At 70.0% G+C, this 12,196-nt stretch carries 12 protein-coding genes; 7 read left to right on the top strand and 5 right to left on the bottom strand.

The annotated features are described in order from the left end of the window. Positions 1 to 87 precede the first annotated feature (87 nt). Together ABD224_RS15070 and exaC are read left to right on the top strand one after the other, a co-directional pair. Positions 88 to 1,428, top strand: coding sequence for a GAF domain-containing protein (locus ABD224_RS15070; protein ID WP_344050071.1), 1,341 nt, complete (start codon positions 88 to 90; stop codon positions 1,426 to 1,428). A gap of 55 nt (positions 1,429 to 1,483) precedes the next feature. Further along, positions 1,484 to 3,007 carry an acetaldehyde dehydrogenase ExaC gene (gene exaC / locus ABD224_RS15065; RefSeq protein ID WP_344050069.1) on the top strand — a complete coding sequence of 508 codons (1,524 nt, stop codon included), beginning with the start codon at positions 1,484 to 1,486 and terminating at the stop codon, positions 3,005 to 3,007. 241 nt (positions 3,008 to 3,248) lie between these two features. Here exaC and ABD224_RS15060 read toward each other — a convergent pair whose 3' ends face one another. Further along, positions 3,249 to 3,899: a TetR/AcrR family transcriptional regulator gene (locus ABD224_RS15060; protein ID WP_344050068.1), complete on the bottom strand. Its 651-nt coding sequence runs from the start codon at positions 3,897 to 3,899 to the stop codon at positions 3,249 to 3,251. 167 nt (positions 3,900 to 4,066) lie between these two features. On the opposite strand from ABD224_RS15060, the gene ABD224_RS15055 reads away from it, so the two are divergent. After that, positions 4,067 to 4,585, top strand: coding sequence for a cupin domain-containing protein (locus ABD224_RS15055; RefSeq protein ID WP_344050067.1), 519 nt, complete (start codon positions 4,067 to 4,069; stop codon positions 4,583 to 4,585). Between the two features lie 286 nt (positions 4,586 to 4,871). On the opposite strand, the gene ABD224_RS15050 is transcribed toward ABD224_RS15055, so the two are convergent. From ABD224_RS15050 to ABD224_RS15040, 3 genes are all read right to left on the bottom strand, one after another. After that, complete coding sequence (locus ABD224_RS15050; RefSeq protein WP_344050066.1) at positions 4,872 to 5,207, bottom strand: PIN-like domain-containing protein; 336 nt, start codon at positions 5,205 to 5,207, stop codon at positions 4,872 to 4,874. A gap of 46 nt (positions 5,208 to 5,253) precedes the next feature. Continuing rightward, entirely contained in the window at positions 5,254 to 5,913 is a 660-nt protein-coding gene (locus ABD224_RS15045; RefSeq protein WP_344050065.1) for a DUF433 domain-containing protein, read from the bottom strand. Between the two features lie 284 nt (positions 5,914 to 6,197). Next, the gene (locus tag ABD224_RS15040; RefSeq protein WP_344050063.1) at positions 6,198 to 6,602 is read right to left on the bottom strand and encodes a peptidase inhibitor family I36 protein; all 405 of its coding nucleotides are present in this window, start codon (positions 6,600 to 6,602) and stop codon (positions 6,198 to 6,200) included. Between the two features lie 617 nt (positions 6,603 to 7,219). Here ABD224_RS15040 and ABD224_RS15035 point away from each other — a divergent pair. Continuing rightward, positions 7,220 to 9,115, top strand: a complete 1,896-nt coding sequence (locus ABD224_RS15035; protein WP_425580980.1) for an ATP-binding cassette domain-containing protein — start codon at positions 7,220 to 7,222, stop codon at positions 9,113 to 9,115. Between the two features lie 169 nt (positions 9,116 to 9,284). After that, complete coding sequence (locus ABD224_RS15030) at positions 9,285 to 9,839, top strand: nucleotide triphosphate diphosphatase NUDT15 (protein WP_344050062.1); 555 nt, start codon at positions 9,285 to 9,287, stop codon at positions 9,837 to 9,839. Positions 9,840 to 10,078: 239 nt separating this feature from the next. On the opposite strand, the gene ABD224_RS15025 is transcribed toward ABD224_RS15030, so the two are convergent. Beyond that, complete coding sequence (locus ABD224_RS15025; protein WP_344050061.1) at positions 10,079 to 10,885, bottom strand: thioesterase family protein; 807 nt, start codon at positions 10,883 to 10,885, stop codon at positions 10,079 to 10,081. Between the two features lie 458 nt (positions 10,886 to 11,343). Here ABD224_RS15025 and ABD224_RS15020 point away from each other — a divergent pair, with 458 nt between their 5' ends. Both ABD224_RS15020 and ABD224_RS15015 read left to right on the top strand, forming a co-directional pair. Then, positions 11,344 to 11,697 (top strand): ArsR/SmtB family transcription factor, encoded by a 354-nt coding sequence (locus ABD224_RS15020; RefSeq protein WP_067392235.1) that lies wholly within the window; start codon positions 11,344 to 11,346, stop codon positions 11,695 to 11,697. Beyond that, positions 11,694 to 12,008, top strand: coding sequence for a hypothetical protein (locus ABD224_RS15015; RefSeq protein WP_344050059.1), 315 nt, complete (start codon positions 11,694 to 11,696; stop codon positions 12,006 to 12,008). The genes ABD224_RS15020 and ABD224_RS15015 overlap by 4 nt, the downstream gene beginning before the upstream one ends. Positions 12,009 to 12,196: the final 188 nt, after the last annotated feature.

Here is a 12,196-nt window from a genome sequence, read left to right as displayed (position 1 = left end):
TGCCATCGGCCCGGTCCAAAAGGTTGTCCGGGCGCACACCGAGAGTGACCATGGCACCCAGCCGCATCGCGTTGCCGGGAGGCCGAGTTGACCGATCCGTGGGTGGCCCTGGAGCCGGGGACGGACCTTGCCGAACACGTTCGGGCGCTGCGCCGGGCGCACGAGATGTTCACCGAGGCGGGCACGGTGCCGCATCCGGTGCGGCCGGTGGTGGCCGACTCGTGGCGGCGTTCCGCACGCGCCGGTGTCGGACCGGACGGCACCGCGCGGGTGGAGCTCACGGACGGCGATCTCGACGCCTACCGGGCGGAGCATCCGCTGGCTCCCGTGATGCCGCTGTTCCGGGAGCTGCTGGGCTCGTTCGCCGCCGACGGGGAGCATCTGCTCGCGGTGTGCGACGCGCACGGCAGGCTGCTGTGGGTGGAAGGCCATCCGGCGACGCGGCAAAGGGCCGCCCGGATGAACTTCGTGCCCGGTGCGCGCTGGGCGGAGTCCGCGGTCGGGACGAACGCTCCGGGCACCGCGGTCGCCGTCGGCCGGGCGGTGCAGGTGTTCGCGGCCGAGCACTTCGTCCGGCGCGTTCATCCCTGGACCTGTGCGGCGGCCCCGGTGCACGATCCGCGCACCGGGCGGGTGCTCGGCGCCGTGGACATCACCGGCGGCGACGGGCTGGCGCACCCGCACAGCCTCGGCCTGGTGCAGGCGGTGGCGCGGGCCGCCGAGTCCCAGCTGGCGCTGCTCGGCCCGCGCGGAGCCGCCGCCGGCACGCCCGAGCTGGCCGCGCTGGGCCGTGACGAGGCACTGCTCACGGTGGGCGGTCGCCGTCTGCGGCTGAGCCGCCGGCACAGCGAGATCATGGTGCTGCTGGCCCGTCACCCGGAGGGCCTGACCGGGGACGAGCTGCTGTGCGCGCTGTACGAGGACGAGTCGGTCACTCCGGTGACGCTGCGGGCCGAGCTGGCCCGGCTGCGCCGGGTGCTCGGTCCGGGTCTGCTCGCCTCGCGCCCGTACCGGCTCACCGTTCCGGTGGGGTCGGACGTGGCGGTGGTGGAACGGCGGCTGGAGACAGGGGCGGTCGCGGCGGCCGCGTCCGTCTACGCCGGCCCGCTGCTGCCCGCCTCGCAGGCCCCGGCGGTGGTGCGGCTGCGGCAGCGCCTCGCCGACGGGCTGCGCAGTGCGCTGATCGCCCGCCGTGACCCCGACCTGCTGGCCGACTGGGCGCACGCACCGTGGGGCGAGGACGACCTGGAGGTGTGGCGGGCCCTCGCCGCCGTACGGCCGAGCACGACGGTCCGGGCCCGGCTCGCCGCGCTCGATGCGGAACTGGCGGCTCCGCACGGCCCCGTCCGGGGCCCCGCCGGCAGCTCGACGGCCCGCGCCCGCGTGCACGCCTGTCACGCAACGTCATTGCAACGTCGGCGTCCCTAGCCTCGCGCCGAGAGCTGCCCAACGGCGGGCAGCGCTGCGGAGGGAGGCAACCAGGATGACCCGTTACGCGGCGCCCGGAACCGAGGGCGCGATCGTCTCCTACCAGGCACGCTACGACCACTTCATCGGCGGCGAGTACGTGCCGCCGGCCCGCGGACAGTACTTCGAGAACCCGTCGCCGGTGAACGGGCAGCCGTTCACGGAGGTGGCGCGCGGAACCGCGGAGGACGTCGAGCGGGCGCTGGACGCGGCGCACGCGGCCGCCCCGGGCTGGGGCCGGACCCCGGTGGGCGAACGCTCCGGCATCCTGCTGAGGATCGCCGACCGTATGGAGGAGCACCTCGAGTCCCTGGCGGTCGCCGAGAGCTGGGAGAACGGCAAGCCGGTCCGCGAGACGCTGGCCGCCGACATCCCGCTGGCCATCGACCACTTCCGCTACTTCGCGGGGGCGATCCGGGCCCAGGAGGGGTCGCTCGGCGAGATCGACGACGACACGGTCGCCTACCACTTCCACGAGCCGCTCGGCGTGGTCGCCCAGATCATTCCGTGGAACTTCCCGCTGCTGATGGCGGCCTGGAAGCTGGCGCCCGCACTGGCCGCGGGCAACGCGGTCGTCCTCAAGCCGGCCGAGCAGACCCCGGCCTCCATCCACTACTGGCTGAGCCTGGTCGCCGACCTGCTGCCGCCCGGTGTGGTGAACATCGTCAACGGCTTCGGCGTGGAGGCGGGCAAGCCGCTCGCCTCCAGCCCGCGGGTGGCGAAGGTCGCGTTCACCGGCGAGACCACGACAGGGCGGCTGATCATGCAGTACGCCGCGGAGAACATCAAGCCGGTCACGCTGGAACTCGGCGGCAAGTCGCCGAACATCTTCTTCGACGACGTCTCGGCGGCGCACGACGACTTCCGTGACAAGGCGCTCGAGGGCTTCACGATGTTCGCGCTCAACCAGGGCGAGGTGTGCACCTGCCCGTCCCGGGCGCTGATCCAGCGCGGTCACTACGACGAGTTCCTCGAGGACGCTGTCGCCCGCACCGAGCGCATCAAGCCCGGTCACCCCCTGGACACCGAGACGATGATCGGCGCCCAGGCCTCCAACGACCAGCTGGAGAAGATCCTGTCCTACCTGGACATCGGCCGGCAGGAGGGCGCGCGGATCCTGACCGGCGGCGAACGCATCGAGTACGACGGCGAGTTGAAGGGAGGCTATTACGTCCAGCCGACCATCTTCGAGGGCAACAATCGGATGCGGATCTTCCAGGAGGAGATCTTCGGCCCGGTCGTCTCGGTGACGTCCTTCGACGACTTCGACGACGCCATCAAGATCGCCAACGACACGCTGTACGGCCTCGGCGCCGGCGTGTGGACCCGGGACATCAACACCGCCTACCGCGCGGGCCGCGCGATCCAGGCGGGCCGCGTCTGGACGAACTGCTACCACGCCTACCCCGCGCACAGCGCCTTCGGCGGCTACAAGCAGTCCGGCATCGGCCGTGAGACCCACAGGATGATGCTGGACCACTACCAGCAGACGAAGAACCTTCTGGTGTCGTACTCGCCGAAGAAGCTCGGCTTCTTCTAGTCCTTCCGGACACGGAGACTTCTTCCCGCACAAAAACTTCTTCCCGCACAGAACAAAGGGCGCCCGACCGGGAGGACATCCGGCGGGCGCCCTTTTGTGCGCACGTCCGGGCAGTGAACCGGCGAGCCGGGTTGCCACCTCGCTCTCGGTGTTCCCCGCAGTCAACCCCGCTCCTCTCCCACGGCATTGGCCCACCACCGGTGAGCCGGTCGGACCGGGATGGTGGCGGGCAGGACGGGTCTCAGCTCAAGGCGTCGAGTGCCTTGCGCAGTTCGGGGCTGGGGGACAAGCCGTACGCGGCCCGGACGGTGCCCTCGAGCAGGGTGATCCAGGCGTCGACCAGCGCGGCGATCCCGACGGGGCGGCCGTTGCGGAGCCAGAGCAGGGACATCTCGTCGCAGGCCGCGGCGAACCCACGGATGCACAGTTGCAGTCCGGGTTCGTCGGCGTCGAGGCCGAGGAGGGCACAGATGGCGCGGACTCCCTCCTCCCGGGTCGCCTCGAAGGCGGCCGACGCCACATCGGTTCCCTGGGCACCGCGCAGAATGAGGTTGAGCGCGGCGCCCTCGTTCGCGGCGAGGAAGCGCAGATGCGCGGTGAAGTGCCGGCGCAGCCGTTCGACGACGGGCCCCTCGGAGTCCCATGCGGTCGCCGCTCTGAGCTGCCGGTCGACCTCGCGCACGACCTCCGCGTAGAGGGCCTCCTTGCCCTTGAAGTGGTGGGACAGCAGACCGTGCGCGACTCCTGCCGTCCGCGCGATGTCCCCGACGGTGACCTCCCCGTACGAGCGCTGGGAGAAGTGCTCCAGTGCGGCGCGCAGCAGCTTCTGGCGCGTCTCCTGCGCTGCCATCTGCCGCCGGGTCGGCGGCTTCTCCGTCTCGGACGTGGTCACCTCGGTCCTACCTCACCGACGAGGGCGGCTGTCGTGACGTCAGCGTAGGCGATGACCCGGGTCCGCCCTTCGGCAGGACTATTGATTGAACGCAATTCAATGACTTACATTCAACTTGTGTCGCGGTCAGGCCATTCGGGCAAGCACCGCGAGAAGGGACCGGGATCATGACTCTCCGCTTACCTCTCCCCGACAGGAACGACCCTGTCTGGACGGCCCCCAACGGCTTCGTCGTACGCAAGGGCGAGGGCGTCATCCGGCTCACGGGGCACGAGACGTTCTCCGTCAAGGTCACCAGCGAGCAGACGGACGGAGCCCTCGCCCTCATGGACGGGACCGTCGAACCCGGGTACGGCAACGTCCCGCACATCCACTCCAAGGAGGACGAGGCGTTCTACGTCCTCACCGGCGAGTTCGAATTCCTCAACGGCAACCAGCGGTTCACCGCGGGCCCGGGCGACTTCATCTACATCCCCAAGGGCACCCGGCACGCCTTCAGGAACGTGGCACGCGAACCCGCCCGCCTGCTCGTCTTCTACACACCGGCCGGCCCCGAGTCCTTCTTCCTGAACCACGGCGAGACCGACGGCCCTCCGAAGCCCTGGCCCGAGGAGAAGTTCGAGGAACTGGTCGACATCCTCGGGGCGCACAACATGGTGCTCCTGCCCGGGGACGACTGGCACTGATCCACGTACCACCGCACGCCCTTCGCCCGCCGCACAGCCACGGTCCGGGCCGCCACCTGCGGCACCGAGTGCGGAACCTCCACGGTCACGGCGTGCGGGGAACGCGTCCTGGCTGTCTCATGCGGCACCCTGTGGTTCGCACCGGCGGGCCCGCGGACCGAACGGCCCCAACGGTGTGGCCGTCAGAGCGTGGTCAGGACCGGCCTCCCGCAGGACGCACAGCAGGCCGGGCGCCCTGCGGGACAGGTGGTCGGCCACCCCCGTTCACCCAACAGAAGCAGTCGGCTCAAGCGTCCGGCCAAGTCTTGGTGATACCGCCGTTCTTGATGGCGTAGATGGCCGGCCCTCCGCGTGCCACGGCCTGGTAGATCCGGGCCTGTGCCTGGTGGATGCGCTGAACCATCTCCTCGATTCGGAGGCTCTGGTTGTCCAGGTAGAACAGGACTCCTGCGTGGTATCCGATGGGCTTGCGTTCGCGGTCTCGTCCCCTGATGCGGCCGTCCTTGCAGAGCGGCACCCAGCCGCGCAGAAGGGCGTGCTCGATCCACTCCTCATCCGGCGTCTGCTGCCCGTCATCCGGGAACTCGTCGGCGACAAGGTGGAGTTTCCATCCCAGGCTCATGAGCCGCGCGGGGGCCGTCTTGCCCAGATTGCGGTCGATCAGGAACTCAGGCGGCCTGGTCTCGTGTCGCGACCTGGCAGATCGCCTCGACCTGGTCACGAGACAGCCCGTACTCTGCCGCGACGGTTTCCAGTGACTCGCCTGCCTTCCACATGCCGACGATGGCGTCGACCTGGATGTTCGCTCCGGCCACGACCGGGGTGCCCCATCCGAAGCGCGGGTCGATGACCACTGGTGCGACGTCCGGGTACTGACGCAGCCGGAGCCGGTAGGGATACCGCTCGCCCGGTTCCCAGCTGATGTAGTGGAGATAGTCCGTGATGACCTCGCGGATCGGTCTCTGACCGTCGCGTGCGCGGGCCAGTTCGCCGTCCGCGTACTCCACGAAGATATCCACGCCATCCGTCGCGATACGGCGCGTGGCCAGCCCGTACTCGTCGTCGAAGGTGTTCCGAACGGCCTCCGTGGCGTCCCGGATACGCGACATGCTCAGGTATCCGCGCAGCGAGCGCAGCACGTAGGCCTCCACAATCGCCACGAAAGGCAGCGAGGGCCAGCCACGTTTCACCGGCTCCACGCTGTGGACCAGTGGCGCTCCTGCCGCGTTGTCGTGACGCAGCCAACGCTGCAGTGTGCGGTCGGGCAGCTGAAGGTGCCTGGCTGCTTCCTGGATGCTCAGCAGCGGGTCGCTGAACCTGTCCACCATTGCCGACACCTCCGTCCTTTGCGCAGTTGCTTCCGGGCACAGCGCTGCCCCTCCCCCCACGGTAGGCCGAGGCCTGCACGGTAGCGAGACAGCCTCGTCCGAGGAAGGCGGCAGCACAGTGATTCACCGGAACGAGTCCCGAGGTCACGGCATGGGCAGTCGGGTCGAAAGGTGGCACCGTGAAGCCCGGCACAGGTGCGCTGTGCCGGGCTGTTGGCTGCTTGGCGGCTCGCCCTGTCTCCGCTGATGTCAGGACGGACCGTCACGCGACGCCGCAAGCGGTGTCAGCCGCAGTTGCCGTCCACCCAGCGGTGGGACTTCAGCTTGTAGCCGTTGCCCGTCAGGTTGCCCCGTTTGCCCTGAGGGGTGCAGCCCATGCGGGTGTTGTAGTCGGCCCACCGGTAGTAGGCGACACCGGTGTAGCTCTTGCTCGTACCACGGTTCCACACGGACTGCACGTTCTTGGTCTCGGCCCAGGAACACTTGATGTCACCCTGGGTCCAGTCGGGGTCGGCGACGCTCCAGCTGCACTTCTGACCGGTCCCGTTGTCGCCCGTGTAGAAGCAGACGTTCCCCGAGGCACAGGCGCCCCACTCCGTGGGAGCGGCTGTGGCTGTTCCGGGCAGGGCAAGGACGGCCGCCAGTGCGCCGGCGCTGGCCGCGGCCAGGACGAGACGTACCTTGCGCATGCGGATTCCCCCTTGAAGTCGAGCAATCAGGTGGAAGTCCTGCAATGTAAGGACATAGTCCACCTCTGTGGTCAGCACTGAACGCTAGTGCGACGCCATGGTCCTCACAACCACTGTTCAAGCCACTGTGGGTCGTTGACTCACGGCTTGCCGACCCTCGGGTCGGGGGCCGGCGCCGGCCTCGTTGCCGGGTTCTCCGGGCAGGAGCGTGACGTGCACCGACCGACATCGCCCCCGCCGTCGGCTTGCCCCCGCAGCCCGGCTCGATGCAGTCGATGCCGGTGGTTCCACCAGAGGTCATGGGCGCGGCGGCCACGGGTCTCGCAGTGGACTCCCTGAGCTCTCCCTGAGCCCCTGAGACTTCGTGCGGGTCCTCGGCCGTCCACGGGCCTGAACGACCCTGGCGACGGTTCCCAGCGGCTCCGGTATTTCGAGGACCGGCGTTTCGGCCAACTCCTGCCGCTCACAGACGGCCTGGACACAAGGGCCGCCCAGCCGGTCCCTTGCCGCACAAGGGGTCCAGCACGTCCGAAATCGAGCGTGTTCGATTCCCGTGCCGCGTCGTTGTGCCGGGCAGGGACGCACCACCCGGGTGCGGCACCGATTCCCGAGGAGTGATGCGGGTGACTGTGACTGACGCCTCGACCGCGGACCCGAAGACGCCTCCCCCTCCTCCTCCGGCCACCATCAGCTTCGAGGGCAAGTACGGCAAGAACCCCCTGGCAGAGGCGAGTTTCACCGCCATGTGCCGCCGTCTGCCCTCCGTGCTCGGGCACACCGCGCGCATGGCCTGGGCCGTCGACAGGCCCGGTGTCGTCCTGCTCCTGGTCTGTCAGCTCCTGACCGGCGCCATGGCCGCCGTCGTCCTGGCGTTCACCGCGCAGGCCATGACCCATCTCCTCGGCACGGGCACCGTGCCCGAACGCCTGCACGGCGCTCTGCCCGCCCTGGCCGTGGTGACGGCCGCCGCCGGTCTCGGCCGGATCGGCAGCGCCCTGTCCTCCTACGCCGACGGACGGATCACACCGCTGCTGATGACCGGGACGGACATCGCACTCGTGGCCGCCGTATGCCGGGTGGAGGCGTCCGCGTACGGTGAGGACGGTTTCGCCGACCGGCAGGAGGCCGCCGAGGTCGGCGTCACCCGGACCCGGTACATGGTCCAGGACAGCCAGCGGTTCATGGCCGCCCTGATCCGCATGATCGCCGCGAGCGGCGTCATCACGGTGCTGCACTGGACGATGCTTCCGCTGCTCCTGCTCGCCGTGCTCCCGGCCGGCATCGGCGCCGTGCTGTCCGCGCGCGTCGACTACGAGACCCACTACCTCAACGTCGGCGACCGCAATGTGCGCTCCATGATGCGCTGGTGGGCCACCTATGCGCGCTACGGCGACGAGGTCCGCGCCAATGGAATGACGGGCTACCTCATCTACTGGTACCGCGCCCTGTCCGACCGGATCGACCGGCGCACCCTCGCCGCCGCGCCGCGGACGCTGCGCATCGTTCTGGCGACCAGCGCCCTGGGCGGTGTGTTCCTGCTGGGCACCTGGGCCGCTCTCGCCTGGCTGGCCGCCACCGGCCGCGTCGCCCTCCCCGTCGCCGCCACCGCGGTGGTCGCCGTGCAGACCACTCTGGCCGCCCTCAGCCAGTTCATCATCCATGGCGCGGCCCTGTTCCACACCTCGCTCTACCTCGCCGACATGCGTTCCTTCCTCGACATGGCCCGTGAACGCGCTCCCAAGCGCGGCCGGTCGGTCATCCCCGAACGGGTGGAGGAGATCCGGCTCGACGAGGTCGTCTACCGCTACCCCGGCAAGGACGAACCCGCCGTGGACGGCGTCTCCCTCACGCTGCGCCGCGGCGAGATCCTGGCCGTTGTCGGCGAGAACGGCTCGGGCAAGTCCACCCTGGTCAAGCTCATCACCGGCATCCTCCTGGCCGACAAGGGCCGTGTGCTGTGGGACGGCGTCGACCTCGCCCATGCCGATCCCGACTCCGTGTGGCGGCGCACCGCCCTCGTCCCGCAGAACTTCGCCTGCTGGCCGTTGCGCGTCCGCGAGAACATCACCCTGGGCCAGCCCCGGACCTACGACGACGCCCCGGTGTGGGAGGCGGTCGACGCCGTCGGCATGCGCGAGGCGGTCGAGAATCTGCCGAAGCAGCTCGACACCCTCCTCGCCAGGGAACTGTGGGGCGGAGTCGAGCTGTCCGGCGGTCAGTGGCAGCGTCTTGCCTGCGCACGCGCGCTCTACCGGCAGACCCCGCTGCTGATCCTGGACGAACCGACCTCGCAGATGGACCCCCGGGGCGAGCACCAGATCTTCGGGAGGATCAAGGCCATCGCCGGTGAACGCATCACGATCATCATCACGCACCGCCTGGAGAACACCAAGGTCGCCGACCACATCGTGGTCATGGACCAGGGGCGCATCGCCGAACAGGGCCGCTACGAGGACCTGGTCCACGCCGGAGGCGTGTTCGCCGACCTCCTGCGCCTGTCCCGGGAACGCTGAGCGCCGCCGGGCATGAACTCCCCACCGCCGGCCCGCGGTCCGCGTCGGTGTTCGCGCCCTGGCCTGTCGCTGTCATGTCCTGTGTCATGTCCTGCGGTCCTGGGTCAGGCCATGGATCACCCGGAGAACACCGTAGAACCCGGAGAACACCCGGAGAAACGGAGCACTTGTGAGCACTCACTCGACGGACGACCGGAGCCGGCCTCTCTACGGCCAACGGCAGCTCGACCGCGGTGACGTCCCGCCCGTGCCGGATCGCATCTCCAACCGCCCCCGCACGCACCGGCCGCCCGCCCCGCACGCGGCTGTCGGCGTCGGTGCCGTCGTTCTGGGCGAGCGGGGTCTGCTTCTCGGCCGTCACCGCCACGGCACCTGGGAACTTCCAGGCGGTGCCGTCGAGCCCGGCGAATCGTTCGAGGAGGCCGTCATACGCGAACTCGCCGAGGAGACGGGGATCCGCGCCGATCGCGAGGGCATCACCCTCCTCGGAACGCTGGTCGACCATGTGGACGGCGTCCTGCGCGTCACCGTGGGTGCCGTCGTCACCGCCTGGAAGGGCGAGCCGGCCGATCAACCCGGTGAGACCGTGGGCGGGTGGCAGTGGCACAGCCCGGACGCTCTGCCGCAAGGGCTGTTCGTCTGCTCTGCCCAGATCCTCACCGTCTGGCGCCCGGACCTCCCCATCGACCACGCTCCCGCACACTTCACCCCGTTCCGCTCCTGAAGCGGAACGGGAACGCCGAGTCCGGTGAACGACCGGGGCACCGCGGCCGGGCCATCGGACCGGTGATGCCCCGGCCGGCCGGCTGTCGCGGGCCCCGCCACCGCCACGGGCGCGCTCGCCGTACCTGTACGGCCTTCCCGGACGCGGCCTGTACGGCCTTTGCCGGATGCGCCGCAGCCCTCTGCCGTCACCCGTGACTCGTCCGGCTCACCGCACAGGGCGTGGTCTCCTCCTGGCAGTCACTCCCCCGGCCGGGGCCGGACCGTGAGGATCTGCTGGGCGTGACCGACCGGGCCGTCGACGTCGTGCAGGACCGTGCTGGTGAGGCCCTGTCCGGAGGGACCGAAGGCGACCGTGGTGTCCAGTCCCGTCCACGCACCACGGGGCCGGCGGTGGAGGTGGACGGTGAGGTCGACGTTGGGGAACATCCACTCGGTGGGCGACTGCCGGACGGCTATGCCGTTGGCGGTGTCGACGAGGGCGAGATACGACGCGAGCGGGCTGACGGGCACACCGGCGACCAGGCCGAGCGGTGTGGAGATCCAGGCGGCCGTACGCCCCGGCCGGGGCGGTGCGACCGGGCGGACGTCCAGGGAGGCTATGTAGCCGCCGGGCCAGACGTCGGACATCCGCCATGGGGTGAGGGACTCGGGCGGGGGCAGGCGGTCCTCGGGGCCTCCCGCGACCGCGGTGGTGTCGAAGCCGGCCAGGAGCCAGGCGCGGGCCCGGACGACCGGGCGGCCGGCGATCCGTACGACCGCTTCGAGAAGCTCGATGGTCCGCCCGGGGCGAATGGTCTCCACCTGGATCTCGCACTCGTCGAGGGCGAGGCGGCCGAGGATGTCGTAGCTGATCCGGGAGAGAACCAGGCCGTTGTCCGGTCCGGCGGCCCGATGGCGGTCGATGGCGTGGACGACGAGCCCGCCCAGCGGGCTGAAGTGCTGCTCGTCCGTGTTCCAGGCCCCGCCCGCGTGCTCCGTCGGCTTGTAGCGGTGCTCGTCGATGGGCTCGAAGTAACTGCCCCGGGGTGTGGTGGAGGTGGACAAGGGCCGTCTCTCCTTCGGTGTCACAGGCGGTGTCTCAGGTGTCGTGGGGGGCAGCCGGAGCAGTCGCCGCATCGGCTGCCCAGCACGCTACCGGCCTCCGCTCGTCTCACCAAGTGAGAAAGTGCACATTACATTCAACAAGTCGGCGCAACGTCGGCCCCGGCGTCGAGCCGGGCGGCGCACACGGCTGCGCCCGCGCCGGGACGGGTACGGCGCCACGGGGCCGTACGGACCGCCGACCGGGCGGAAGACTTCGCGGGCACACCGGCACACCGCACGAACCGGAACAACCAGGTCCGTACAGCTGCGGAAGCACCCCCATGATCGGCGGGACCCCGGGGCGTCCCCGAGCCGACCCTGAGACGCCCCCCATCTCCCCCTGAGACGTGTCAGAAAACTTTGACAGGTGTTCGCCGAAGCTGTCAGCCTGTCCGGCAGGTACGACGGAAAGGGCCGCGATGGCCGAGGTCCCGCAGCCGGCGCCGACAGGTGACGAGTTGCTGCGTGTGCTGTCCGCACTCGGCAATCCGCACCGTATGCGGATCGTCGCAGCGCTCCTGGAGAGCCGCACGTACGTCAGCGCGCTCGCCCGTGAGATCGGGATGAGCCGCCCGCTGCTGCACATGCACCTGCAGCGCCTGGAAGCGGCCGGACTGGTCGTCGGCACGCTCGAGCTCGCGGAGGACGGCAAGGCGATGAAGTACTACGAAGTCGCCCCCTTCTTCTACGAGTTGACCCCCGGCGTCATCGCACGGGCGGCCGAGACGATCACCACCACCGCTGACCGGACCACGAAAGAGGAAGCGAAGTGAGCGAACAAGGGGTGACACTCGCCGCCGGGGCCGAGGAGCTGGGGGCCCTGGCGGGGACCGTCGGCGCGGCCGGGTTCTTCGCCCTGCTGATCGTGATCGTCTGGCAGGTTGCCGCCACCTGGCGGGCCCGCATGCTGGCGGCGCGCGAGGAGCAGTACAAGGAGCTCGCCGCCAAGTACGCGCAACTCCTCGAGGACACCGTCGAGTTGCAGCGCCGGATGGCCGAGGATCAGCGGCAGGCCCTCGACGAGCTGGCCCAGACCCGGCTCGCCGTCAGCTCGATGGAGAAGATGATGCGCGAGATCGAATAGCACCGGCACACCAATCGTCCGCCGGTACGGCCGGGAGCGGCAACTCCGGGCCGTACCGACGCGGAACACACCTCGGACACACCTCATCCCGTACGCCACGGCAGGTCGTCACACCCTCTGCGCCGTGGTGCGGGTCCCGTGCGCCTTGAGCCGGTCACCGACCGGCGGCATGTCCCACACGAAAGAGA

The organism is Streptomyces thermoalcalitolerans, assembly GCF_039525155.1.
Classification (GTDB): domain Bacteria; phylum Actinomycetota; class Actinomycetes; order Streptomycetales; family Streptomycetaceae; genus Streptomyces; species Streptomyces thermovulgaris.
The sequence above is the reverse complement of the archived record's forward strand: the minus strand, read 5'-3'. Positions and strand labels throughout refer to the sequence as shown.

Bases quoted from the DNA above. Each gene is read 5' to 3' on its own strand.
- exaC (WP_344050069.1), top strand. From the start codon at position 1,484: ATGACCCGTTACGCGGCGCCCGGAACCGAGGGCGCGATCGTCTCCTAC.
- ABD224_RS15055 (WP_344050067.1), top strand. From the start codon at position 4,067: ATGACTCTCCGCTTACCTCTCCCCGACAGGAACGACCCTGTCTGGACG.
- ABD224_RS15050 (WP_344050066.1), bottom strand. From the start codon at position 5,207: ATGAGCCTGGGATGGAAACTCCACCTTGTCGCCGACGAGTTCCCGGAT.
- ABD224_RS15045 (WP_344050065.1), bottom strand. From the start codon at position 5,913: ATGGTGGACAGGTTCAGCGACCCGCTGCTGAGCATCCAGGAAGCAGCC.
- ABD224_RS15040 (WP_344050063.1), bottom strand. From the start codon at position 6,602: ATGCGCAAGGTACGTCTCGTCCTGGCCGCGGCCAGCGCCGGCGCACTG.
- ABD224_RS15035 (WP_425580980.1), top strand. From the start codon at position 7,220: ATGCGGGTGACTGTGACTGACGCCTCGACCGCGGACCCGAAGACGCCT.
- ABD224_RS15020 (WP_067392235.1), top strand. From the start codon at position 11,344: ATGGCCGAGGTCCCGCAGCCGGCGCCGACAGGTGACGAGTTGCTGCGT.